At 71.1% G+C, this 23039-nt stretch carries 21 protein-coding genes; 8 read left to right on the top strand and 13 right to left on the bottom strand.

Going from position 1 to position 23039, the window contains the following annotated elements; genetic code table 11:
* Positions 1-16: 16 nt before the first annotated feature.
* Together alc and allB are read right to left on the bottom strand one after the other, a co-directional pair.
* Positions 17-1225: an allantoicase gene (gene alc / locus AB0M26_RS04105; protein ID WP_365254141.1), complete on the bottom strand. Its 1209-nt coding sequence runs from the start codon at positions 1223-1225 to the stop codon at positions 17-19.
* Entirely contained in the window at positions 1222-2574 is a 1353-nt protein-coding gene (gene allB / locus AB0M26_RS04100; RefSeq protein WP_365254138.1) for an allantoinase AllB, read from the bottom strand. The genes alc and allB overlap by 4 nt, the downstream gene beginning before the upstream one ends.
* A 356-nt stretch (positions 2575-2930) precedes the next feature.
* Between allB and AB0M26_RS04095 the strand changes: the two genes are divergently transcribed.
* A complete protein-coding gene (locus tag AB0M26_RS04095) occupies positions 2931-3749 on the top strand; it encodes an IclR family transcriptional regulator (RefSeq protein ID WP_365254135.1) in 819 nt (272 codons plus the stop codon).
* Positions 3750-4260: 511 nt separating this feature from the next.
* Here AB0M26_RS04095 and AB0M26_RS04090 read toward each other — a convergent pair.
* Entirely contained in the window at positions 4261-4659 is a 399-nt protein-coding gene (locus AB0M26_RS04090; RefSeq protein WP_365254132.1) for a DUF5955 family protein, read from the bottom strand.
* Positions 4660-4804: 145 nt separating this feature from the next.
* On the opposite strand from AB0M26_RS04090, the gene AB0M26_RS04085 reads away from it, so the two are divergent.
* Both AB0M26_RS04085 and aceB read left to right on the top strand, forming a co-directional pair.
* Positions 4805-5440 (top strand): nucleotidyltransferase family protein, encoded by a 636-nt coding sequence (locus AB0M26_RS04085; protein WP_365254129.1) that lies wholly within the window; start codon positions 4805-4807, stop codon positions 5438-5440.
* Positions 5441-5904: 464 nt separating this feature from the next.
* Positions 5905-7533: a malate synthase A gene (gene aceB / locus AB0M26_RS04080; protein ID WP_365254126.1), complete on the top strand. Its 1629-nt coding sequence runs from the start codon at positions 5905-5907 to the stop codon at positions 7531-7533.
* A gap of 111 nt (positions 7534-7644) precedes the next feature.
* Here aceB and tgmB read toward each other — a convergent pair whose 3' ends face one another.
* The 8 genes from tgmB to AB0M26_RS04040 all read right to left on the bottom strand — a co-directional run bounded on the left by tgmB (position 7645) and on the right by AB0M26_RS04040 (position 13811).
* Positions 7645-8580, bottom strand: a complete 936-nt coding sequence (gene tgmB / locus AB0M26_RS04075) for an ATP-grasp ribosomal peptide maturase (RefSeq protein WP_365254123.1) — start codon at positions 8578-8580, stop codon at positions 7645-7647.
* Between the two features lie 11 nt (positions 8581-8591).
* On the bottom strand, positions 8592-8783 hold the full coding sequence (gene tgmA, locus AB0M26_RS04070; protein ID WP_365254120.1) for a putative ATP-grasp-modified RiPP: 192 nt from the start codon (positions 8781-8783) through the stop codon (positions 8592-8594).
* Positions 8784-9648: 865 nt separating this feature from the next.
* Positions 9649-11025 (bottom strand): 8-oxoguanine deaminase, encoded by a 1377-nt coding sequence (locus AB0M26_RS04065; RefSeq protein WP_365254117.1) that lies wholly within the window; start codon positions 11023-11025, stop codon positions 9649-9651.
* 156 nt (positions 11026-11181) lie between these two features.
* Positions 11182-12129, bottom strand: coding sequence for a factor-independent urate hydroxylase (gene pucL / locus AB0M26_RS04060; protein WP_365254114.1), 948 nt, complete (start codon positions 12127-12129; stop codon positions 11182-11184).
* Positions 12130-12136: 7 nt separating this feature from the next.
* Positions 12137-12556 (bottom strand): hydroxyisourate hydrolase, encoded by a 420-nt coding sequence (gene uraH, locus AB0M26_RS04055; RefSeq protein ID WP_365254111.1) that lies wholly within the window; start codon positions 12554-12556, stop codon positions 12137-12139.
* Complete coding sequence (gene uraD / locus AB0M26_RS04050; protein WP_365254108.1) at positions 12553-13083, bottom strand: 2-oxo-4-hydroxy-4-carboxy-5-ureidoimidazoline decarboxylase; 531 nt, start codon at positions 13081-13083, stop codon at positions 12553-12555. The genes uraH and uraD overlap by 4 nt, the downstream gene beginning before the upstream one ends.
* Positions 13084-13185: 102 nt before the next feature.
* A complete protein-coding gene (locus AB0M26_RS04045; RefSeq protein ID WP_365254105.1) occupies positions 13186-13563 on the bottom strand; it encodes a helix-turn-helix domain-containing protein in 378 nt (125 codons plus the stop codon).
* Positions 13560-13811 (bottom strand): hypothetical protein, encoded by a 252-nt coding sequence (locus tag AB0M26_RS04040; RefSeq protein ID WP_365254102.1) that lies wholly within the window; start codon positions 13809-13811, stop codon positions 13560-13562. The genes AB0M26_RS04045 and AB0M26_RS04040 overlap by 4 nt, the downstream gene beginning before the upstream one ends.
* A gap of 124 nt (positions 13812-13935) precedes the next feature.
* On the opposite strand from AB0M26_RS04040, the gene AB0M26_RS04035 reads away from it, so the two are divergent.
* The 5 genes from AB0M26_RS04035 (at position 13936) to AB0M26_RS04015 (ending at position 19272) form a co-directional block, all read left to right on the top strand.
* Entirely contained in the window at positions 13936-14769 is an 834-nt protein-coding gene (locus tag AB0M26_RS04035) for a TIM barrel protein (RefSeq protein ID WP_365254099.1), read from the top strand.
* Between the two features lie 129 nt (positions 14770-14898).
* Positions 14899-15801: a 2-hydroxy-3-oxopropionate reductase gene (locus AB0M26_RS04030; RefSeq protein WP_365254096.1), complete on the top strand. Its 903-nt coding sequence runs from the start codon at positions 14899-14901 to the stop codon at positions 15799-15801.
* A 445-nt stretch (positions 15802-16246) separates the two neighbouring features.
* Complete coding sequence (gene gcl, locus AB0M26_RS04025; protein WP_365254093.1) at positions 16247-18028, top strand: glyoxylate carboligase; 1782 nt, start codon at positions 16247-16249, stop codon at positions 18026-18028.
* Between the two features lie 202 nt (positions 18029-18230).
* Entirely contained in the window at positions 18231-18980 is a 750-nt protein-coding gene (locus AB0M26_RS04020) for a hypothetical protein (RefSeq protein ID WP_365254537.1), read from the top strand.
* A gap of 37 nt (positions 18981-19017) precedes the next feature.
* Entirely contained in the window at positions 19018-19272 is a 255-nt protein-coding gene (locus AB0M26_RS04015) for a hypothetical protein (RefSeq protein WP_365254090.1), read from the top strand.
* 335 nt (positions 19273-19607) lie between these two features.
* Here AB0M26_RS04015 and AB0M26_RS04010 read toward each other — a convergent pair whose 3' ends face one another.
* A complete protein-coding gene (locus tag AB0M26_RS04010) occupies positions 19608-21317 on the bottom strand; it encodes an AMP-binding protein (RefSeq protein ID WP_365254087.1) in 1710 nt (569 codons plus the stop codon).
* Positions 21314-23005 (bottom strand): AMP-binding protein, encoded by a 1692-nt coding sequence (locus AB0M26_RS04005; RefSeq protein WP_365254084.1) that lies wholly within the window; start codon positions 23003-23005, stop codon positions 21314-21316. Before AB0M26_RS04005 ends, AB0M26_RS04010 begins: the two co-directional genes overlap by 4 nt.
* Positions 23006-23039 lie beyond the last annotated feature (34 nt).

The raw sequence follows: 23039 nt of genomic DNA, 5'->3' as shown, positions 1-23039 counted from the left end.
CCGTCAGCGTAAGTCGTCAGCCGCTCAGCGACGCGTGGCGGGCGGCGAGGCGCCGCGCCCCCTCCTCAGTCAGCGAGCCGTGCAGGCACAGCCGGGCGATGCCACCGTCCGGGAAGATGTCGATCCGGACGTGGGTGGCGGCGGAGGCCGGGGCGTCGAGGACGAAGCGGTGGAGGGTGTCCGGCTGGAGGCGGGTGCGGGGCAGCAGCTCCCTCCAGGCGGCGGCCACGTGGTCGGCCGGATCGGCGCCGCCTGTGGAGTCCAGCGCCCAAACCGCCGCCCATCCCGCCGCGTTGCCCTTCAGATAGGCCGTGTCGATCTCGACGGCGCGGATCTCGGCCTGCCCGGCGAGCGCGTACCGGACCCAGTCGTGGCCCCGGTCGCGGCGGCGCCGGGTCTCCCAGCCGTCGTCCATCTTCCGTGACCGGCCGGGTCGGATGGTGTTGGCCGGCGGGGAGTAGAAGCGGTCGGAGGCGTCCTCGACCGCGCCGCCGTTCTCCAACGCCACGACGTCGAACGTGCCGAGGGCGGCGAGCCAGGCCGGGTCGGGAACGACCACGCCGTGGACGCGGAGGCGCGCGATGCCGCCGTCGGGGTGCTGGTTGACGCGCAAGTGCGTGAAGCGCTGTTCGGACTCGACGACGAAGCCGTTGGCGGCGTGGCCGCCGATGGCCGTGCGGGGGACGATCTCGGTCCACTTCACCCCGGGCGCGAGCAGGTCCTCCGGCGAGGGCGAGCCGTCGACCGCGGTCGCCTCCACACTCACCGCCTGCGGGTAGTTGCCGCGGAAGTGCGCGGTGTCGACGACGATCCCGCGGACGACGCCGGGCGTTCCGAGCCGTACGAGGGCCCAGTCGTGGTCTCCGATATCCGGGTGCGGCTGCTGTGCGCCCGCGCCGCGCCGCCGCCGGGTCTCCCAGCCGTCCATGACCTTGCCCTTGTGCCCGAAGGCCTCGGGGTCGAAGTGGGCCGCTTCGGGCGTCAGCAAATTCTCGCGGTGGGCGAAGAATTCGTCGTTGGCGGCGACGACTCCCGCGCCGAGGCGCCGGTCGGCGAGGTCCACCAGGCGCGTGAAGGGGAAGTCGGCGGTGCGGTAGTCGGCGTACGGGTCGCCGCCTCTGTAGGGGCTCGCGTCACCGGTGAAGCGGGGCAACTCTGCGGAACCGCCGAAGTGACCTCCGACGGAGCCGGAGCCGGAGCCGGAGCCGGGCTGATGCTCGGTCATGAGTGCTGCTGCCTCTCGAGAAGTCGGCCGGTGGGTTCTGCGGTCGTCCCGTTGTCCGCGATCCGCCGTCCGCGCAGCCAGGTGGACCGTACGACGCCATGCAGCGTGCGCCCGGCGTAGGCGGTGACCCGGTTGCGGTGGTGCAGCTTCGCGGGATCCACGGTGAAGGTCTCATCGGGCGCCAGTACCGCGAAGTCGGCGTCCCGGCCCGCTTCGATGGCGCCCTTGCGGCCCAGCCCGGCGAGCCCTGCCGGGGCGGTGGACATCCAGCGCACGACGTCCTCCAGGCCGTGGCCGCGTTGGCGGGCCTCGGTCCAGATCGCGGGGAGGCCGAGTTGGAGGGAGGAGATGCCGCCCCACGCCTCGGCGAAGTCTCCGGTGTCGAAGCGCTTGAGGTCGGGGGTGGACGGCGAGTGGTCGGAGACGATGCAGTCGATCGTGCCGTCGGCCAGGCCCTGCCACAGCGCGTCCCGGTTGGCGCCCTCCCGGATCGGCGGGCAGCACTTGAACTCGGTTGCGCCGTCCGGGACTTCCTCGGCGGTCAGCGTGAGGTAGTGCGGACAGGTCTCCGCGGTCAGCCGTACGCCGTCCCGCTTGGCGTCCGCGATCATCGGCAGCGCGTCGGAGGAGGACAGGTGGAGGATGTGGACGCGTGCGTCCAGGCGCCGGGCGAGGGTGATGAGCCCTTCGACGGCCGTGTTCTCGGCGGCGCGGGGGCGGGAGGCGAGGAAGTCGGCGTAGCGGGGGCCGGGCGTCCGCGGCGCGCTGTCGATCAGGTGCGGGTCCTCGGCGTGGACGATCAGGAGGCCGCCGAAGCCTGCGATCTCGCCCATGGCCTCCTCCAGTTGGGCGGGATCGAGCTGCGGGAACTCGTCCACGCCGGAGTGGAGGAGGAAGCACTTGAAGCCGAAGACGCCGGCGTCGTGCAGGGGCGCCAGGTCCTTGACGTTGCCGGGGACGGCACCGCCCCAGAAGCCCACGTCGATGTGCGTCCTGCCGCGGGCCACACTCCGCTTGAGCTCCAGGCTCCGCGCGGTGGTGGTGGGCGGGATGCTGTTGAGCGGCATGTCGACGAGGGTGGTGACGCCTCCTGCCGCGGCGGCTCGCGTGGCCGAGGCGAAGCCCTCCCACTCTGCGCGGCCGGGGTCGTTGACGTGGACGTGGGTGTCGACGAGACCGGGGAGCAGGACGTCGTCACCGACGTCCTCGACCCGGGCACCGGCCGGGGGCTCGGTGCGGTACGGCAGTACGGCCGCGATGGTGCCGCCGGTGACGACGACATCCGCGGGGCGTGTCCCCTCCGGGGTGATCGCGCGCGTCGAGCGCAGTACCAGGCCGGCTTCCGACACCCGGGCTCCTCTCCCTCAACTTTTCAACGTTCTGTTGAAAGGAGTCTTCACGCCGCCCGTGCGCCCGTCAAGACCCACCACTCGCGTCGGAGGTTTCCACCACATGGGAGGAGAATTTCGCCGGTCGAAACATGAGCAGGCCCGCTGGAGGACGGCCGGACCTCTCCCCGGCCTGCCCGATCGAACCGGGAAACAGCCCGTGACCGGCGCGAACGCTCCGTCGGAGCCGATGTGGAGACCGTCGGTCCCCGGTAAGCTGCCGTTCTGCCGGTCGTGCCGTGGTGTCCCCGCCGTATCAACCGCGGCGTGCGCAGCCGTGCGGCGGTCGGCGCCACCTGCCCCGAAAGGAACGCGACGTGCCGCCGTCCAGCGACAGCACCTCCGCAACGTCCAAGTCCGCCGCCACCGGCGGCGTGCAGTCCCTCGAGCGCGCCTTCGACCTGCTCGAGCGGATGGCCGACGCCGGCGGGGAGGTGGGGCTGAGCGAGCTCTCCACCAGCAGCGGCCTGCCGCTGCCCACGATCCACCGGCTGATGCGCACCCTGGTGGCCTGCGGCTACGTACGCCAGCAGCCCAACCGCCGCTATGCGCTGGGCCCGCGCCTGATCCGCCTCGGCGAGAGCTCGGCCCGACTGCTGGGCACCTGGGCCCGGCCGCATCTCGCGCGGCTGGTCGAGGAGACCGGCGAAACCGCGAACATGGCGCTGCTGGACGGCGACGAGGTCGTGTACGTCGCCCAGGTCCCCTCCCGCCACTCGATGCGGATGTTCACCGAGGTCGGGCGCCGGGTGCTGCCGCACTCCACGGGCGTCGGCAAGGCCCTGCTGGCCAACGCGCCGGAAGACGAGGTACGGGCGCTGCTGGCGCGTACGGGCATGCCCGCCGCCACCGACAAGACCATCACCACTCCGGACGGCTTCCTGGCGGCGCTGCACAGCGTGCGTGAGCTCGGCTACGCGGTGGACGACAACGAGCAGGAGATCGGCGTCCGCTGTCTCGCCGTCCCCGTGCCCGACTCCCCCACGGCGGCGGCCATTTCCGTCTCGGGGCCAGCGGGGCGAGTGACGGAAGCGGCGACGGAGAAGATCGTGCCGCTGCTGCAGGAGGTCGCGGCGGAACTGTCGATGACGCTGGCCAACTCGGGCCGGGGCGGACAGAACGGCAACGGCGGCTGAGGTGCCGCGCGGCCACGCGCGGCACGGCCACGCGCGGCACCAGCACGCGCGGCGTGCAAGGCGGCCGCCCGGCGAGCCGAACCGGGACCGCACCGTACGGGACACGACCCTCGCCGTACGGGGCACGGAACCGACGCCGTACGGGACACAACCCTCGCCCCACGGGCCGGACCGACGCCCTACAGGGCACGGAACCGACGCCGTACGGGACACAACCCTCGCCGTACGGGCCGGACCGACGCCCTACAGGGCACGGAACCGACGCCGTACGGGACACAACCCTCGCCGTACGGGCCGGACCGACGCCCTACAGGGCCTGGCAGAGATCGTGCGGGGCTTGGCCCGCACCACTGGGCGCGCGACCGTCCTGCGGGACCCGGCAGTGGCGTCCGTTCCCTCAACGCCCCCGCACCGTCGGGCAGTTCACGCCCATCGGAAGCCGTCGGGAGCGCGGCGGGCGCCCCGACCGGCCGGGGCCAACGGCAGCCGGGCGCGGGCATCCGCCGGGGCGTCAGTCGCCGGTGCGCTGGCAGGGCACGTCGCCGAAGCTGTCGATGACCGTGCGCATATCGGCGAGCGCCGGAGCCAGGGCGCTCACGGAGCCCAGGGCACCGGTGACCAGCAGCAGCGAACGGCGCAGCCGGGGCACCTCGGGGGCGCCGTCGCGGGCCATGGCGTCCAGCGTGGCCAGCTCGTCCTCGGCAACGCCCCGGTCGGACAAGTCCGCCGGGTGAGCGGCGAGTTCACGGCGCAGCCGGGACACGGCGGCGCACAGCTCCGCCACCCGGGGCTCCTCCGCCCCCAGGTCCTGGCCGCTGCCGGCCGATCGCCTCTGCTCCACCGCTACGGCGCCCTCCGCTGCCACGGTGCCCGTCGGCCTGCCGCGGACCATCTGATTGCTCCGTCCCACGCTGCCCCCTCCCACAACTCCTCCGGCCCCGGCGCTCGCTCCCCGGCACGAGAGGCCGCGGATCAGTTAACGCCACTCTCCGCACCCGGCGCCACACAGAGGGCGAAATTCAGCCCTCGCGGTCGATCCGGTATATGCAGGGCGCATGAGACCTTCACCGAAAGGCCCCTCGGAGGCCACAGAACCGGCTTCCCGGCCCCCGGTCGCAGGGCTGCTCCTCGCGGCCGGGGGCGGCCGCCGGCTGGGTGGGCGGCCCAAGGCCCTGCTGGATCTGGGGGGGCGCCCGCTGGTCGAACACGCCGCCCGGGCACTTCTCGACGGCGGCTGCACGCCGGTGCACGTCGTGCTGGGCGCCGCCGCGGACGCCGTACGGGACAGGGCGCATCTCCCGGGCTGCCTGTTGGTTCCCAACCCCGGCTGGGAGGAGGGCATGGGAGCGTCGCTGCGCGCCGGTCTCGCCTCCTTGTCCGGTACGGGGTCGCGGGCGGTGGTCGTGACGCTGGTCGACCAGCCGGGCATCGGCGCGGACGCCGTGGCGCGGGTACGGGCGGCGTACGCGTCGCCGTCGAGCCTCTCCTCGGCCGCGTACCGCGGTCACCGGGGCCACCCGGTGCTGCTCGGCGCCGACCACTGGCCCGGGGTCGCCGATGCCGCGCGCGGCGATCGGGGTGCGCGGGCGTATCTGCGGCGGCACGAGGCCGAGATCGAGGTCGTCGACTGCTCGGACATCGCCGCCCCGGACGACATCGACACCCCCGAGGATCTGAGGCTCCTGGGGTGAGATCCGGGGCCCCTCCGGGCCGAGACGAGACATCGGACTTACTCGTCTAGTAGGCCCGCCGGTCTTGTGGCCGTGGGTCCGCAGGTTTTGCGCCACGGCACGCTGCGCCGTCCAGTGCCTGCGGGGCCGGCGAGACGACGGGTTACGCGGGTGCGGGGGCGTCCAGGGGCCTGTTGCGCGGAAAGCCGCGGGACCACTGACCGTTCCGGAAGGTGGAGCAGGTGGCACTGAGAGCCATTCGGCCACCCGTGGATCACCCGAACAACTATCTCGATGTCAACAGATCTTGTAGTTCCACCATGAGGAAACTATTCTCCACTGATCAGAAGCGTCCTCAACCTCGGACGGCGTCCACCGACCGCCTCCCGGAGCGACGGCACACCGTGCCGCCCCCGCGATCCGGCGGCCGCCGGGCACCGACCGCCGTACGACCGCCGTACGACCGCCGTATTGGAGTGACCGTCATGCCCGCACCAGCGCCGTCGCCGCTGGCCATCGTCGATGTCGAGCCCGGCCGGGCTCCCGCACGGCAGGGGGAAGTCCTCACCGACGAGGCCCTCGCGTTCCTCGCCGCGCTCCACGAGCGGTTCACCCCCCGCCGTGACGAACTCCTCGCCCGCCGGGCGGAGCGCCGCGCGGAGATCGCGCGGACCGGCACGCTGGACTTCCTGCCGGAGACCGCGCACATCCGCGAGGCGGACTGGCAGGTCGCACCCGCACCCGCCGCGCTCGACGACCGGCGCGTGGAGATCACCGGCCCCACCGACCGCAAGATGACCATCAACGCCCTCAACTCCGGCGCCAAGGTATGGCTCGCCGACTTCGAGGACGCCTCCGCCCCCACGTGGGAGAACGTCATCGGCGGCCAGCTCAATCTGACCGACGCCTACGAGCGCCGCATCGACTTCACCAGCCCCGAGGGCAAGTCGTACGCCCTGAAGCCCGCCGAGGAGCTGGCGACCGTCGTCATGCGCCCCCGTGGCTGGCACCTGGACGAGCGCCATCTGTGCACCGAAAGCGGGCCCGTGCCCGGTGGACTCGTCGACTTCGGGCTCTACTTCTTCCACAACGCCCAGCGCCTGCTCGACCTCGGCAAGGGCCCGTACTTCTATCTCCCCAAGCTGGAGTCCCATCCGGAGGCCCGCCTCTGGAACGACGTCTTCGTTTTCGCGCAGGACTACCTGGGCCTTCCGCGGGGCACCATCCGCGCCACCGTCCTCATCGAGACGATCACCGCCGCGTACGAGATGGAGGAGATCCTCTACGAACTGCGCGACCACGCCTCCGGCCTCAACGCCGGACGCTGGGACTATCTGTTCTCCATCGTCAAGAACTTCCGCGACGGCGGCCCGCGGTTCGTCCTGCCGGACCGCAACGCGGTGACGATGACCGCCCCGTTCATGCGTGCCTACACCGAACTCCTCGTCCGCACCTGCCACAAGCGCGGCGCCCATGCCATCGGCGGCATGGCCGCGTTCATCCCCTCCCGCCGCGACCCCGAGGTCAACGCCAAGGCGCTGGAGAAGGTCAAGGCGGACAAGGACCGTGAGGCCGGTGACGGCTTCGACGGGTCATGGGTGGCGCACCCGGACCTGGTGCCGGTGGCCCGCGGCTCCTTCGACGCGGTGCTCGGCGAGAAGCCGAACCAGAAGGACCGGCTGCGCGAAGAGGTCCGGGTGACGGCGGATCAGCTGATCGACATCGCATCGCTGGACGCCAAGCCGACGTACGAGGGCTTGCGCAACGCCGTGCAGGTGGGCATCCGTTACATCGAGGCGTGGCTCGGAGGGCTGGGCGCCGTCGCCATCTTCAATCTGATGGAGGACGCCGCCACGGCCGAGATTTCCCGTTCCCAGATCTGGCAGTGGATCAACGCCGGGGTGGTGTTCGAGAACGGCGAGAAGGCCACACCCGAGCTGGCCCGCCGGGTCGCCGCCGAGGAACTGGCCGCGATCCGCGAGGAGACGGGCGACGAGGCCTTCGCGGCGGGCCGCTGGGAGCAGGCGCACGACCTGCTGCTCAAGGTCGCGCTCGACGAGGACTACGCGGCCTTCCTCACCCTGCCCGCGTACGAACTCCTGGACCGGTCCTGATCCGCCGCTTCCGTCCCGTTCGACTTCCGGGCTGATCGGGGGAGTTGACGCGGCCCCGGCTCGTGTCCCCCGCAACCGGGCGGGTGTACGGGCCCGGGGCCGTGTGCTTCCTCAGGTGGCTCCGGTGGCCAGCCAGGAGGCGACGGCCCGGGCGATGGGCTGCTCCGTCTCCAGCTCGATGAAACCGAACTGCCCGCCCTGGTTGCACTCCAGGAACCACCAGGTGCCTTCTGCGTCCTCGGCGAAGTCGAAGGCGCCGTAGGCGAGCCGGGCGCTCTCCATGTACGCCCGGACGGCCTTCTCGATCCGGGACGGCACCCCGGTCGGCTCCCAGCCCCGCCCGTCCCCCGCGAACCGCCCGTCCACCTGCTCCGGGTCGGGATCGGACGCCTTCCGTGCGGCGAACATCGCCTGGCCGACGCAGGTCAGACGGATGTCCGCGCACTTGGGCACCCGCTGCTGCAGCAGGGTGGGGCCGGCCGCGACGCCCGCGAAGTCCGCGTCGGGCGCTATCCGGGTGGTCGGCAGCGTCATCGGAGGGTTGCCGGGATGCGCTCCCGAGACGGATTTGACGACCAGGTCCCGGTGGCGCTCCGCGAACTCACGGGCCACCTGCGGGAAGGTGGTGATCAGGGTGGGGGGCACGGCGAAGCCGCTGTGATGAGCGACATGCAGCTGCCACGGCTTTTGGCGGGCCTGCGCGGCGGCGCCGGGATGGTTCATCCAGCGCGCCGTGGTGCAGTTCAGCGCCCCGTACAGGGCATGCGTGGACTCCGTGGTGAGCCACGCGGACTGCTCCACGGCGTTCGTCCCCGGCTCGCCGGGCCTGCGGATCCAGATCGAGCGGAGCCCGCTCATGGTCACCAGGCGGCCGGCGCCTGCGAGGTGGCCGTGGAAGTCGCCCTGGACGTACTCGGCGGAGAGGGAGACCTCTCCGGGCAGGTCGGCGGGGTCGAGGCGGACGACGGGAACACCGTCGCCGTCGAGCGCGGACACCACCATGTCCGCGGTCACATCCTCTTCACACGTCAGGACCAGTACGGTCATGGGGAGTTCAGTCAGTCGTCGAAATGCGTCTTGGAGCCGGCGGTGGAGGTGGTGGTGCCGGCTGCGAGCAGCACGGCGGGCTCCACGATGGCCGGACGCCCGTCGGGGAGGACGTTCAACTGACGTGTGGATTCATAGGCATAGGGAGGCGTGACGGGTGCGTGCACGGCCGGCCGGGCGTAGTTCAACGCGAACGGTCGCATGGGTTCTCCTCCTCTTGCAGGGAGGGGCGACAGCGTCTCTCCACGACCCTCCTCTCGGACGCGACTGCGTTCGCGCCGTTGTTCAGCGAGCCGGCCGATCCACCCGCCGACCCCACACACATAACAATACGTACCGGTAAACGTAATTGTTTCAGGGCTCTGCGTAGTTCCTCCGGCTTCCAGGGACGCCTTTGTTCCAAAGAGGGTTGAGAGGCCGTAGGGGTTTCAACCGGCAGCACGACATGAGCAGTCAATTGCTCCGGTCCGAACTCCGGCCTGCTCCTGGGCAGTTGTCCTGATCCTCGGGGATGCGGCGTGAGCAATGCCACGTCACCGCGCCGAGTGCTTGACGGGTATGCGTCAGCAGCAAACACCAATAGGAAAGTTTCCTGATGATTAGCGCCGTCGCCCGCCCCCACCGGAGGAGTTCATGACAACTCACGCACCGTGCACCGGCCTTCGGCGGGCCTCACGCCTCCTGCTCGGCCTCGCCCTGCCGGCGGTCCCCCCACCGCCGTCGCCACGTCGGCCACCGCCGGCAGCCAGGCGCCCCCGGCGCGGCCGCACCCGCCGCACGCGCCCCCGCCACGCACGTCGCTCCAGGGCTTCCGGGCGCCGGCCGGCAACACGGACGGCCGGACCGGGGCAACGGACACGTGGATCCGCTGCGCCCGGCCCGGCCGTTGCCGCGGCCCCCGCTCAGGGCTGCGGCTGCCCGGCCGGGAGCCGTCCCTCCCGGCCGGGGTCCGAACCGGCCGCGGGCCGCGGGGCGTTCACCCGCCGGCCCGTCGGCGCCGGTACCATCCGGCTCAACGGGCCGGAGGCGGTGTTCAGTTGGGGTCCGCAGTTCTCCGGCGGCGGGCGGTCAGCCTCCGTCGGCGATACGGGCAAGCCGCTGCGCCTGCTCCCGCGCGGCGCGCGCGATCGCGTCCTCGTCCACCGTGGTGAGCCGGCCACCCTCGACCACCGGCTCGCCATTGACCATCGACAGCGTGACCGGGGCGGCGGCGCCGAAGACGAGCGCCGCGACCGGGTCGGCGATGGAGGAGTGCCCGATGCCGTCGAGCTTCCACAGCACCAGGTCCGCGAGCTTGCCCGCCTCAAGCGAGCCGATCTCGCCCGCACGGCCCAGGACTTGGGCTCCGCCGTAGCTACCCAGGCGCAGTGCCTGTCGGGCACTCAGAGCATGCTCGCGACGGGGGCCGAGACGGCTGACGAGGAGGGCGTTGCGCAGTTCCGTGTGCAGCTCCCCGGACTCGTTGGAAGCGGTGCCGTCGACGCCGAGGCCGACCGGGACACCGGCGTCCAGCATGTCCGGGACGCGGGCGATCCCGGCGCCCAGTCGGGCGTTGGAGGACGGGCAGTGCGCGACGCCGGTGCCCGTACGGCCGAAGGCGGCGATGTCGGAGTCGTTCATGTGGACGCAGTGCGCCATCCACACGTCCTCGCCCAGCCAGCCCGTCGACGCGAAGTAGTCGGTGGGGCCCATGCCGAACAGTTCGTGGCAGAACTTCTCCTCCTCCACGGTCTCCGAGCCGTGGGTGTGCAGACGTACGCCCTTGCGCCGGCCCAGGGCCGCGGCATCGCGCATCAGCTCGGTGGAGACCGAGAACGGCGAGCAGGGGGCGGCGGCGATCTGCAGCATCGAGCCGAACGACGCGTCGTGATGGGTGTCGATCGCCTCCTCGGTGGCGATCAGCGCAGCCTCGGCGGTCTCCACCGCGAAGTCCGGCGGGAGCCCGCCGGCGGACTCGCCGCGGTCCATGGAGCCGCGGGCCGCGGTGAACCGGACCCCCATCTCGCGGGCGGCCCGGATCTCCACGCCGAGCAGGTCGCCCGCGCCCCGCGGGAAGACGTAGTGGTGGTCCATGGCGGTGGTCACCCCGCCGCGTGCCAGCATGGCGAGCGAGCCCCGGGCGGCCGCGTGGACCATGGGTTCGTCGATGCGCGCCCACACCGGGTAGAGCGTGACGAGCCAGTTGAAGAGATTGCAGTCCTGGGCCAGTCCGCGGGTGAGCCACTGGTAGAAGTGGTGGTGGGTGTTGATCAGACCGGGCGTGGCCAGATGCCCGGTGCCGTCGATGCGCCGGATGACGTTCTCCAGTCCGGCGGGCGCCGCGCCCGGGCCCACGAACTCGATCACGTTGTCACCGACGACGACATGGCCCGAGGCGTACTCGGTGTCCTGCGCGTCCACGGTCGCGATCGCGCAGTTCTCGATGACGGTGCGCTTGGCTGCCATGGCGATTCCTCGTTCTCCTTCGGTGGCGCGGACCCGGGGGCCGGGCGGGGTGACGACCGGGTCCGCGTGGTGCTGGAGTGCGCAGATGCCCCCGCTCTCCCTCGTGTGGTACGGACGCCGGCGCGCGCGTCGGAGGGGATTGGGCGTCTCGGAGGTCTAGAGGTTGGTGACGTCGACCGGGATGCGCTGCTCGGCTCCCTCCCTCAGCACAGTGGCCTCGATGAGGCCGTACGGGCGGTCGGCCGCGAAGTACACCTCGTTGTCGTTCTTCAGGCCGAACGGCTCCAGATCGACGAGGAAATGGTGCTTGTTCGGCAGCGAGAGGCGGATCTCGTCGACCTCGGGGCAGCCGTCGATCACGCGCGCGCCCATGTGGTACAGCGTCTGCTGGAGCGAGAGGCTGTAGGTCTCGGCGAAGGCTTCCAGCAGGGCCTTGCGGGAGCGGTCATAGGACTTCTCCCAGTTCGGCATCCGCTCCGTCTCGTCCGTCCAGGTGTGCCGCCAGCAGGCCCGCACCTCGGTGGCGAGGATGCGGTCGTACGCCTCTAGCAGGGTCGTGTACGTGTCCTTCACGTACCCCCGGAACTCCGAGTTGGTGGAGTTCAGGACGGTGAGGTCCTTGAGACCGGTCAGGACCTCCCAGCTCTCTCCGTCGTAAGTGATCTGGGCGGTGCGGACCTCCTGGCCCTTGCGGACGAAGGAGTGCTTGATCTCGTCGGCGCCGCTGATGCGGGAGTCCGCGCCTGCGGGCTCGATCCGCTCCCAGGCGTACTCCTCGATCCTGATGCGTGCCCGGTGGATCGGCTCCTGGCTGGTGACGAAGTGGCGCGCGAGGTGCATGCCGAACTGCTCCGCCGACTCGATCCCGTACTCCTTCGCGAAGGCGTAGACGGTGTTCTTGGTGGTGTCGGTCGGCAGGACGTTGGCGTTGCTGCCGCTGTAGTGCACCTCGTCCATGTCGCCGGAGAGCGCGACGGAGACGTTGAGGTCCTTGATGTGGTGGGTCCGGCCGTCGCGGGTGATGCGGACGACGCGGTTCTCCGCCTTGCCGTACTGGTTCTGGCCGAGGAGGACGGGGCGGGCGGGCGGGGTGGCGGATGACATGTCGGTGCTAGCTCCCTCGGTATACGGAGTAGCCGAACGGGTTGAGCAGCAGCGGCACGTGGTAGTGCTCACCCGGCTCGACGGCGAAGACGATCGCCACCTCCGGGAAGAAGGCTCCGCTGTCCCTTGTGCGGGGGGCGTCCTGCTGTTCCTCGGCTTGCTGTCCTTGCTGTCCTTGCCGGCCTGACGCGTGGTGCTGATGGGTGAAGTACGGCCCGGTCCCGAAGCGGAGACGTGCGTGCGCGGTGTCCGCCGGCAGCGCCGGGAGGTCCTTGCAGCGCCCGTCCGCGTCCGTCGCCGACGCCCCGTGCACGGTCCACTCGGCGTGCGCGGCCGTGCGTACGGCGAGTTCGACGGCGATGCCCCGTGCGGGACGTCCGATGCTGGTGTCCAGGATGTGCGTGGAGACGGTGACGGTGTCCGTCATGACGGTCCTTCCGCGAGGCGCGACAGCCGGATGCGATTGATCTTGCCCAGCTCGGTGCGGACGATCTCGCGTTCGGTGTCCGCGTCGTGGCCGAGCCGCTCCTTGAGCGCGTCCAGCATCTGGTCGCCGGTCCTGCCGGTGGCGCAGATGAGGAAGACATGCCCGAACTTCTCCTGGTAGGCCAGATTGAGTTCGAGGAGCTCGGCGCGTACGGACTCCTGCACGCCGCTCTGTTCGCGCTGCGAGGTGGCGTCGCCCGCCTTGGGCCGCCCGATGGGCGGGTGCCCGGCCATGGCCTCGGCCAGGTCGCCCGCGGTGAGGCCGGCCATGGCGGCGTCACTGGCGGCGAGCAGGGCGTCGGTCGTGGCGTACGGGCGGTGGGCGAGCAGATCGCGGCACCATGCCGTACTGCCGCACGCCTCGTGGAGCGCGGCGCGGGCGGCCGACTCGTCCGAGGCGTTGAACCGGGCGAGGCCCGCCGGGGGATCTGGGGTCTTGCCCTGCGTGCGCTGGGTGCTCGACGTCACGGGAAGCCTCCGTGGCCTGGTGCGGTGGGCTGCGACAAGCTAACGCCCTCACACCGCGCCACGTCAACACTTTGTTGAAATTCGAGCGCCGTTCCGCGCGCGCTACTCCCCCTTGGCCGCGTTCTCCCGGTTCAAGTAGTTGTAGACGGTGAAACGGCTGACCCCGAGGGCGGAGGCGACGGTCTCCACCCCATGCCGAACGGAGAAGGCGCCGCGCGCCTCCAGTATCCGCACGACCGACTGCTTTTCCTTTCGCTCCAGCTCCGAGAGCGGTACCCCGTGGCGCCGCTCCAGCTCGGCGAGGATGTGGTCGAGGGAGTCGGACAGATGCGGCAGCCGTACGGCCACCACATCACGGCCCTCCCAGGCGAGGACGACATCGTCGCCCTGGGCGACCTCCGGGGCGACCATGTCCCCGCCCATGGCGTCGACCAGCGGCTTCACGGCGGCGATGAACGGGTGGTCGGCGGGCAGGGTCATCCCTCGGCCTCCCCGACCACGTTGACCTGCAGGGACACCCGGGTGGCACCGGCATCGAGGGACTTGCGCAGCAGCGCGTCCACCGCCGCCAGCACCGTGTCCGCGGACCCCTCCGCGGTGTTGCCGAACGGGCCGACGTCCACGGCGTCCAGCTCGGCGGACTGGACGATCTCGCGCGCGACGACGGCATGGCGCGGCGGCTCGTCGAGATCGAACGGTTCGGTCGTGAATTCCACCCTGAGTTTCACGCCACTCAACCTAGCGCCCTGCCGGGAGAATCCGGCAGCCCCACTTGACAGCCCTCACAGACGGGAGGCACGCTTCCATTCAGCAGAAACTTACTTCCGCCATACGGAAGGAATGCGAGCCCCCATGGGATTCAGCGACCAGCGCTTCGATGTGAACCTCTCGATCCTCTTCACCGAGCTCCCGCTGCTGAAGCGGCCCTCGGCGGCGGCCGCCACCGGCTTCACCGCGGTCGAGCTGTGGTGGCCGTGGACCGGCACCCCCACTCCCGGGCAGGTTGCGCTCGGCGCCCTGCGGGATGCGCTGAACGCCGCCGGCACCCGCCTGGTGGGCCTCAACTTCTACGCCGGCGAACTCCCGGGACCCGACCGCGGCGCTCTGTCGTTGCCCGGCGAGGAGTCCGACCGCTTCCGGGCCAACATCGACGTCGCCGCCGGCTTCGCCGAGTCCCTGGGTTGTACTGCGCTCAACGCCCTGTACGGCAACCGCGTCCAGGGCGTCGATCCGCAGGTCCAGGACGCGCTGGCGCTGGAGAACCTGGTCCTCGCCGCGCGGGCTGCCGACCGGATCGGCGCCACTTTGCTGATCGAGGCCCTGAACCGGCCCGAATCCCCCGACTACCCCCTGGTCAGCGCGGAGTCCGCGGTCGAGGTGGTGGACCGCGTGAATGCCGCCACGGGACTGGGCAATGCCCGTTTCCTGATGGACCTTTACCACCTGTCCATGAACGGCGAGGACCTGCACCGGGTGATCGACCGTCACACCGCGAAGACCGGGCACGTACAGATCGCGGACAACCCCGGCCGCGGTGCGCCCGGTTCCGGCGGCCTGGACTTCGACGACCTCGCCGACCGTCTCGGCAAGGCCGGTTACGACGGCTGGTTCGGCCTGGAGTACAAGTCCCCCGCCAAGAGCGCCTTCGCCTGGCTGCCCGCCGACCGCCGCGCAGCCAGGCGCTGACCCGGAGGCGACACCGACCCCACCCGCGGCTGCTCAACACCCGCCGCCGCACCCGCCGTTCGGCACCCCGGTTCTCCCCGCCCGGCGTACGGCGCCGACCTCCCCGACGTCCAGAGAGGCACCCTTCTCATGAGCAACCTTCCGAAGATCGCCTGGATAGGGCTGGGCATCATGGGCTCCCCCATGTCCGAGAACCTCATCAAGGCGGGCTACTCCGTCACCGGTTACACCCTCGAACAGGAGAAGCTCGACCGGCTCGCCGCCGCCGGCGGCACCGCCGCCGCCTCCATCGCCGAGGCGGTTGCGGACGCCGATGTCGTGATCACCATGGTTCCCGCCTCCCCGCAGGTGGAGGCCGTCGCCTACGGCGCGGACGGCATCCTGGAGAACGTCCGGCCCGGCGCGCTGCTGATCGACATGTCCTCGATCACCCCGCAGACCTCGGTCGACCTGGCCGAAGCCGCGGCCGCGAAGGGCGTCCGCGTGCTGGACGCCCCGGTCTCCGGCGGCGAGGCGGGCGCGATCGAGGCGGTGCTGTCCATCATGGTGGGCGGCGAGCGGGCCGACTTCGACGAGGCCCGGCCGGTCTTCGACGCGCTCGGCAGGACAATCGTCCTGTGCGGTCCGCACGGGGCGGGCCAGACGGTCAAGGCCGCCAACCAGCTGATCGTCGCGGTCAACATCGAGGCGTGTGCCGAGGCCGTGGTGTTCCTGGAGAAGTCGGGAGTGGACCTCACGGCCGCGCTCGACGTCCTGGGCGGCGGGCTGGCCGGCTCCACCGTACTGACCCGCAAGAAGGACAACTTCCTCCAACGGGACTTCGCGCCGGGCTTCCGCATCGACCTGCACCACAAGGACATGGGCATCGTCACCGACGCCGCCCGCACGGTCGGCGCCGCCCTGCCCGTGGGCGCCGTCGTCGCCCAGCTCGTCGCCTCCCTGCGCGCGCAGGGCGACGGGGGCTTGGACCACTCGGCTCTGCTGCGGGCGGTCGAGCGCCTCTCGGGCCGGACCGTCCGACCCCTCCCGTGATTTTCCCCCCGAATCCAGGGGGCCCTAAACGTCCGGGCAGCGGCGCTGACATCAGTCCTGTCGCGCCCAAAGCGCCGCTGCCCGGATCCTGTTCGCCCGGCCTTCCGCACGTCAGGCGAATACCGCTTCCCCCATACCAAGCGGGTCGAGGCCGTGGTCCGCAAGCCGGGCGACACCGACCGCTCGGCGTGACCCATGGCCGTCCCGCTGCGCGCGTACCCGGCCGGCCCGGCTCAGCGGCCGGCAACGGGTGCGCTCCGGGCCGCCGCGGCGGCAGCACTGCCAGTGCGGTGGCAGAACTCCCCCGAAGGGAGGGGCGAGTGAGCGCCTGCCGCTCGCGGCGGCCCGGCACCCGGCGCGCGGGACCCGCCGGAGCGCACCCCGGGACGAGTCCAGGATTCTGCGACACGGGCGCGACGGACGATGGTCGACTCAGGAGTTCTCGATGCCTCGAATGACGGCCGCTCGCGCGGCAGTGGAAATCCTCAAGCGCGAAGGCGTGGACACCGCGTTCGGCGTCCCGGGCGCTGCGATCAACCCGTTCTACGCGGCGCTGCGCGCCTCCGGCGGCATCGAGCACAAGCTCGCCCGCCACGTCGAGGGCGCGTCCCACATGGCCGAGGGCTACACCCGGGCCCGGGCCGGCAACATCGGTGTGTGCATCGGCACTTCGGGCCCCGCCGGCACCGACATGATCACCGGGCTTTACTCCGCCTCGGGCGACTCGATCCCGATCCTGTGCGTCACCGGCCAGGCACCCACCGCCCGGCTGCACAAGGAGGACTTCCAGGCCGTCGACATCGCCGCGATCGCCGGGCCCGTCACCAAGATGGCGATGACCGTCCTGGAGCCCGCACAGGTGCCCGGCGCGTTCCAGCAGGCGTTCCATCTCATGCGCTCCGGCCGGCCCGGCCCCGTCCTGATCGATCTCCCGCTCGATGTCCAGCTCACCGAGATCGAGTTCGATCCGGAGACGTACGAGCCGCTGCCCGTCCACCGGCCGGCCGCGACCCGTCGGCAGATCGAGAAGGCCCTGGCCCTGCTGGCGGAGAGCGACCGGCCGCTGATCGTCGCCGGCGGCGGCATCATCAACGCCGACGCCTGCGAACTCCTCGTGGAATTCGTCGAGATCACGGGCATCCCCCTGGTCCCGACCCTGATGGGCTGGGGCGTCCTGCCCGACGACCACGACCTCAACGCCGGCATGGTCGGCCTGCAGACCTCGCACCGCTACGGCAACGCGACGATGCTCGCCTCCGACGCGGTCCTCGGTATCGGCAACCGCTGGGCCAACCGCCACACCGGCAATCTCGGCGTCTACACCGAGGGCCGTACCTTCATCCACGTCGACATCGAACCCACCCAGATCGGCCGGGTCTTCGCGCCCGACTACGGCATCGTCTCGGACGCCGGGGCCGCGCTCCGGCTGTTCGTCGAGGTCGCACGCGAATGGAAGGACGCGGGCCGGCTGCCGGACCGCACCGCGTGGGCCGCAACCGCCCGCGAGCACCGGGCCACCCTTCAGCGGCGCACCCACTTCGACGATGTGCCGCTCAAGCCGCAACGCGTGTACGAGGAGATGAACCGGGCGTTCGGGCCGGAGACCGTCTACGTCTCCACGATCGGCCTCTCGCAGATCGCCGGCGCCCAGTTCCTGCACGTCTACCGCCCGCGCCACTGGATCAACTGCGGCCAGGCGGGCCCGCTGGGCTGGACGGTCCCTGCCGCGCTCGGCGTCGCCACCGCCGATCCGGAGGCGAGCGTGGTCGCGCTGTCCGGCGACTACGACTTCCAGTTCATGATCGAGGAACTGGCGGTGGGCGCCCAGTTCAACATCCCGTACGTCCATGTGCTGGTGAACAACTCGTACCTGGGCCTGATCCGCCAGGCGCAGCAGGCGTTCGACATGGACTACCAGGTCTCTCTGTCGTTCGAGAACATCAACACTCCCGAACTCGGCGTGTACGGCGTGGATCACGTCAAGGTCGCCGAGGGGCTGGGCTGCAAGGCTCTCCGCGTCACCGAACCCGGCGATCTGCTACCGGCGTTCGAAGAGGCCAAGAAGCTCGCCGCGGAGCACCGCGTTCCGGTGGTCGTCGAAGCCATCCTGGAGCGGGTCACCAACATCGCGATGAGCCCGGGCGGCGACCTCGACAAGGTGGTGGAGTTCGAGGAACTCGCCACCGAACCGGGCCACGCGCCCACCGCGATCGTCCCCCTGCGCTGAGACCGAGTGGCCATGGGGCGGTCCGGAGAGCGCCGGGCGCCCTCGTGCGCCGAGCCGGATGACGGGCGGCCGGGCACCACGAGGTACGTAGCGCGCCTACCGCATCTGCGGCGAACGAATGTCGCAGGTCTCTCCCCAAGACAACTTGTTTCATGGAGCATGGAGTCAACACCCTTACTACGGAACCGTGCTGGAGCCGAACATGGCCGAGAGCGTGCCGGTGCGGTGCCCGGCGTGCCGCCGCGAGCACTCCTTCTCCCCGCTCACCTTCCCCTGCGCCTGCGGCGCGCCGCTCACCGTGTCCGTACGGAAGGGGGTGGATCCGGAGCCGGTGGACCACCACACGTGGGAGGAGGCGTGGGTGACGGTTCGCTGCCCCTCCTGCGACGGGGAGAGCCAGTGGCCGCAGCCCGAGCTGGGCTGTCCGTGCGGCGCGATACTGCGCATTCCGGTGCCCCCGCCGGCAAAGCCTTCGGCGACCCGTCCCGCCGCGACGGACTCGGGCGGCTTCGGATCCTCCCCGTCCTGCGGATCGGGCGCCGTCACCCAGGCGCCGTCCTCGGCCGTACTGCGTCCGGCGTTCCGGCCGGTGACGATCCGTACGAGCCGGGACGCGATCACCGCCGCCGCGCAGTATCTGAAGTGGCTGGGGTTCCAGGACGTCACGCCCGCCGCGGAACGTACGGCCTCCGGGGTGGATCTGCGCGGCCGGGGGGTCGTCGCGCGTGTGGATCCCACGACCCGGCCCACGGTGCTGCGCGACGTGGAGTGCCTGTGGCTGGACGGTCTGGTGTCCTCCACGGGCTGTGTGTTCTTCTCGCTCGCCGGATACGCGCGCGACGCCCGCGCCCGCGCGGACGAGCTCCTGGTCCCCCTCTTCGTCATGGACCTGACGGGCACACCGCAGCCGGTCAACGACGCGGCCGACGACCTCATCCGCATGGGGGCGTGAGGCGGCGGCGCCCGGGCCGCCGGATTACCGTCGAATCATGGAACTCGACATGACGAGCGAGGAGCGCGCGCTCATCTCCTACCTCGGCGAGAGACTCGCGGCCGGTGACAACCCGACCGAGGACGACCTCGCCGCGCAGATGGGCGAGGCCGTCCGGCAGCAGCTCCGGTCGCTGGCCGACAAGGAACTGGTGTCCCTCGGGGTCCTCCCCGAGGGCGGACCCGACGTCGTCTTCGGCCTCTCCCCCGAGGCGCAGGAAACGCTGGGCATCCACCGCGACGCCACGCAGTGACGTAGGCGCACCGCGCGTCACCGGGTGAGCGCGGCCCCCTCCGACATCGCCCCGGTCACGGGGCGCCCGGCGCGACGGCAGGACCACGGGCGCGCGCCCCGCGCGCCGGACCGCGGAAGGCCCGGTGCGCAGGCCGGGCGCCCGTACGCCTGTCCGGAGCGACGGGGCCGGGCGCCCTCGACAGGCGTACGGGAGAGGAGTACGCGGGCCGGAGTGCCGGGGCGGGGCCCCGGCGGTGAACCGAGGGCCCCGCTCCTCTGGATGTACTGCTCGGGCAGGTTGGTCGAGCAGTACACCTACGTGCTCCGGCAGGTTTGGTCGAGCAGTACATACACCTACGCCGGGGCGAGGCTGTCGGACGACGGCCCCGGCGGCTGCCCCTCCGCCCGCTCGTCCCGCGTGCGCCCCCGTGTCTGCCCCGGCGGCTGATCCCGCAGGACCTCCGCGAACCGCTCGCGCAACTCCACCTTGCGCACCTTCCCGCTGACCGTCATCGGGAACGCCTCCATGATCTGGAGATAGCGCGGCACCTTGTAGTGCGCGAGCCGGCCCCGGCAGTAACGGGCGAGTTCGTCGCGAGTGAGCGGCTGGTCCGGATCGCGCAGAACCACGCATGCGAGGATCTCCTCGCCGTACTTCTCGTCCGGTACACCCACCACCTGCACGTCGGCGATCTTCGGGTGGGTGTAGAGGAACTCCTCGATCTCGCGCGGATAGACGTTCTCCCCACCGCGGATGATCATGTCCTTGATCCGGCCGACGATCTGCACGTAGTCGTCCTCGCGCATCACGGCGAGATCGCCGGTGTGCATCCAGCGGCCCGCGTCGACCGCCTCGGCCGTCCGCTCCGGCTCCTCCCAGTAGCCGAGCATCACGCTGTAGCCGCGGGTGCACAGCTCGCCCGGCTCACCCCGCTCCAGGGTCCGCCCGGTCGCCGGATCGATGATCTTCACCTCGATGTGCGGCAGCACCCGCCCGACCGTGCCCGTACGCCGCTCCAGGTCGTCGTCGCGCCGGGTCTGGGTGGATACGGGGGACGTCTCGGTCATCCCGTAGCAGATCGACACCTCGGCCATGTGCATCTCGGATACGACCCGCTTCATCACCTCCTCCGGACACGGCGAGCCTGCCATGATCCCGGTGCGCAGCGAGGAGAGGTCGTACGTGGCGAAGTCCGGCAGGTTCAGCTCGGCGATGAACATGGTCGGCACGCCGTAGAGCGAGGTGCACTCCTCGCGCTCGACGGCGCTCAGCGTGGCCTCCGGGTCGAAGCTCGGGGCCGGGATGACGATGCAGGCGCCGTGGCTGGTGGCGCCGAGGTTGCCCATGACCATGCCGAAGCAGTGGTAGAAGGGCACCGGCAGGCAGACGCGGTCCCGCTCGGTGTAGCCGATCATCTCCCCCACCCAGTACCCGTTGTTGAGGATGTTGTGGTGGGAGAGAGTGGCGCCCTTGGGAAAGCCGGTGGTGCCCGAGGTGTACTGGATATTGACCGGGTCGTCGCAGCTCAGCTCCGCCGCCCGGGCCTCCAGCCGCTCGCGGGGCACCTCGGTGCCGGCCGCGATGAGCCCGTGCCAGGTCGGATCGCCGATGTAGACCACATCGCGCAGGGCCGGACAGTCGGAGCGGACCTGCTCGACCATCCGCCGGTAGTCGCTGGTCCTGTGGGCCACGGACGCGACCAGCACCTCGGTGCCGGCCTGCTTCAGCACGTACGCCAGCTCGTGCACGCGGTAGGCAGGATTGATGTTCACCATGATCGCGCCGATGCGCGCGGTCGCGTACTGGACCAGGACCCACTCCGCGCAGTTGACGGCCCAGATCCCGACCCGGACGCCCTTGCGCACGCCCTTGGCCAGCAGTCCGAGCGCCACGTCGTCCACGGACCGGCCGAACTCGGCGTACGTCCAGCGCCGCCCGGTCGGGATGTCGACCAGGGCTTCACGCTCGGGATGCGCCGCGATGACCCGGTCCAGGTTGGCCCCGATGGTGTCACCGAGCAGCGGGCCGGTACCGATGCCGCTGCTGTAGGAGAGCTCGGTCATGTGTAGTCCCCTTCGCGGTACTCGGCAGCGCTTCCCTCAGGAGTACGGGCTGTGCGCTCACGCAGTTCGATACGGCGGATCTTTCCCGAAACCGTCTTGGGCAATTCCGCGAATTCGATCCGGCGGACGCGCTTGTAGGGCGCGAGGACGTCGCGGGAGTGCGCGAAGAGCGCCTTCGCCGTCTCCGGGCCCGGTTCCCAGCCCGAGGCCAGCACGATGTACGCCTTGGGCACGGCCAGCCGTACCGGGTCGGGTGCGGGCACGACGGCGGCCTCCGCGACCGCCTCGTGCTCCAGGAGCGCGCTCTCCAGCTCGAACGGGGAGATCTTGTAGTCGGAGGCCTTGAAGACGTCGTCCGAGCGGCCGACGTAGGTGATGTAGCCGTCCTCGTCGCGCGAACCGATGTCACCCGTTCGGTAGTAGCCGCCCGCCATGGCCTCGGCCGTGCGCTCCGGGTCGCCGTGATAGCCCGTCATCAGGCCGACGGGCGCGCCCGCCTCACCGCTCAGGTCGAGGCAGATCTCGCCCTCGTCGCCCGGCCCTCCGCTGAGCGGGTCGAGCAGCACGACCGAGAAGCCGGGGGTGGGCCTGCCCATGGAGCCGGTCTTCAGGGGCTGGCCAGGGGTGTTGGCGACCTGCACGGCCGTCTCGGTCTGCCCGAACCCGTCCCGGATCGTCACCCCCCAGGCATCCCGCACCCGTTCGATGACCTCCGGGTTGAGCGGCTCGCCCGCGGCGACGGCCTCGCGCGGGGGCGTGCGGAGCTGGGTGAGGTCGGCCTGGATGAGCATGCGCCAGACGGTGGGCGGCGCGCAGAAGCTCGTCACGGCGCAGCGGTCCATCTCCGCCATGAGACGGGCGGCATCGAAGCGCGTGTAGTTGTGGATGAAGACGGTCGCCTCGGCGTTCCAGGGGGCGAACAGGTTGCTCCAGGCGTGCTTGGCCCAGCCGGGCGAGGAGATGTTGAGGTGGACGTCCCCCGGTCGCAGCCCGATCCAGTACATCGTGGACAAATGGCCCACCGGGTACGACAGATGGGTGTGCTCGACGAGCTTGGGCCGGGCCGTGGTGCCGGAGGTGAAGTAGAGCATCAGTGGGTCCGAGGAGCCGGTGGGCCCGTCCGGCGCGAAGTCCGCGGACGCGCCGTACGCGTCCTCGTAACGCAGCCAGCCCGACTCCGCCCCGCCCACGCGGATCCGTGTGTAGTCCCCCGGCACCTCCGCGAACTTGGCCGTGTCCTCGGCCCGTACGATCACGTGCCGTGCGTTGCCGCGCTCGACCCGGTCCGTCAGGTCGAGCGGGCCGAGCAGCGGGGTGGCGGGGATGACCACGGCACGCAGCTTCATCGCCGCGAGCGCTGTCTCCCACAGTTCGGCCTGGTTGCCGAGCATGACGACGATCCGGTCCCCGGCCCGTACGCCCTGCTCGCGCAGCCAGTTCGCGACCCGGTCCGAACGGGCGCGCATCTCCGCGAAGGTGATACGGGCCTCGGTCCCGTCCTCCTCGACGATGTGCAGGGCGGGGCGCTCGTTGCCCTGGGCGATCCGGTCGAACCAGTCCAGCGCCCAGTTGAAGCGCTCGGGGCGCGGCCATCGGAAACCGGCATAGGCCGCGTCGTAGTCCTCACTGTGCCGGAGCAGGAAATCCCGGGCCTCCCGGAACTCTTCCGTCGCACCGGTTGCCGCCATGTGCCCTCCTCATTGCCACACCGCTGACTAGCAT

Source organism: Streptomyces sp. NPDC051776 (assembly GCF_040681345.1).
Classification (GTDB): Bacteria; Actinomycetota; Actinomycetes; order Streptomycetales; family Streptomycetaceae; genus Streptomyces.
Note: the sequence above shows the minus strand (reverse complement) of the source record. Positions and strands in the feature narration are given on the sequence as shown.

What these genes read in the sequence shown, in the direction of transcription:
- alc (WP_365254141.1), bottom strand. Translation starts at nt 1,225, where the DNA reads ATGACCGAGCATCAGCCCGGCTCCGGCTCCGGCTCCGGCTCCGTCGGA.
- AB0M26_RS04085 (WP_365254129.1), top strand. Translation starts at nt 4,805, where the DNA reads ATGAGACCTTCACCGAAAGGCCCCTCGGAGGCCACAGAACCGGCTTCC.
- aceB (WP_365254126.1), top strand. Translation starts at nt 5,905, where the DNA reads ATGCCCGCACCAGCGCCGTCGCCGCTGGCCATCGTCGATGTCGAGCCC.
- tgmB (WP_365254123.1), bottom strand. Translation starts at nt 8,580, where the DNA reads ATGACCGTACTGGTCCTGACGTGTGAAGAGGATGTGACCGCGGACATG.
- tgmA (WP_365254120.1), bottom strand. Translation starts at nt 8,783, where the DNA reads ATGCGACCGTTCGCGTTGAACTACGCCCGGCCGGCCGTGCACGCACCC.
- AB0M26_RS04065 (WP_365254117.1), bottom strand. Translation starts at nt 11,025, where the DNA reads ATGGCAGCCAAGCGCACCGTCATCGAGAACTGCGCGATCGCGACCGTG.
- pucL (WP_365254114.1), bottom strand. Translation starts at nt 12,129, where the DNA reads ATGTCATCCGCCACCCCGCCCGCCCGCCCCGTCCTCCTCGGCCAGAAC.
- uraH (WP_365254111.1), bottom strand. Translation starts at nt 12,556, where the DNA reads ATGACGGACACCGTCACCGTCTCCACGCACATCCTGGACACCAGCATC.
- AB0M26_RS04045 (WP_365254105.1), bottom strand. Translation starts at nt 13,563, where the DNA reads ATGACCCTGCCCGCCGACCACCCGTTCATCGCCGCCGTGAAGCCGCTG.
- AB0M26_RS04035 (WP_365254099.1), top strand. Translation starts at nt 13,936, where the DNA reads ATGGGATTCAGCGACCAGCGCTTCGATGTGAACCTCTCGATCCTCTTC.
- AB0M26_RS04030 (WP_365254096.1), top strand. Translation starts at nt 14,899, where the DNA reads ATGAGCAACCTTCCGAAGATCGCCTGGATAGGGCTGGGCATCATGGGC.
- gcl (WP_365254093.1), top strand. Translation starts at nt 16,247, where the DNA reads ATGCCTCGAATGACGGCCGCTCGCGCGGCAGTGGAAATCCTCAAGCGC.
- AB0M26_RS04020 (WP_365254537.1), top strand. Translation starts at nt 18,231, where the DNA reads ATGGCCGAGAGCGTGCCGGTGCGGTGCCCGGCGTGCCGCCGCGAGCAC.
- AB0M26_RS04015 (WP_365254090.1), top strand. Translation starts at nt 19,018, where the DNA reads ATGGAACTCGACATGACGAGCGAGGAGCGCGCGCTCATCTCCTACCTC.
- AB0M26_RS04010 (WP_365254087.1), bottom strand. Translation starts at nt 21,317, where the DNA reads ATGACCGAGCTCTCCTACAGCAGCGGCATCGGTACCGGCCCGCTGCTC.
- AB0M26_RS04005 (WP_365254084.1), bottom strand. Translation starts at nt 23,005, where the DNA reads ATGGCGGCAACCGGTGCGACGGAAGAGTTCCGGGAGGCCCGGGATTTC.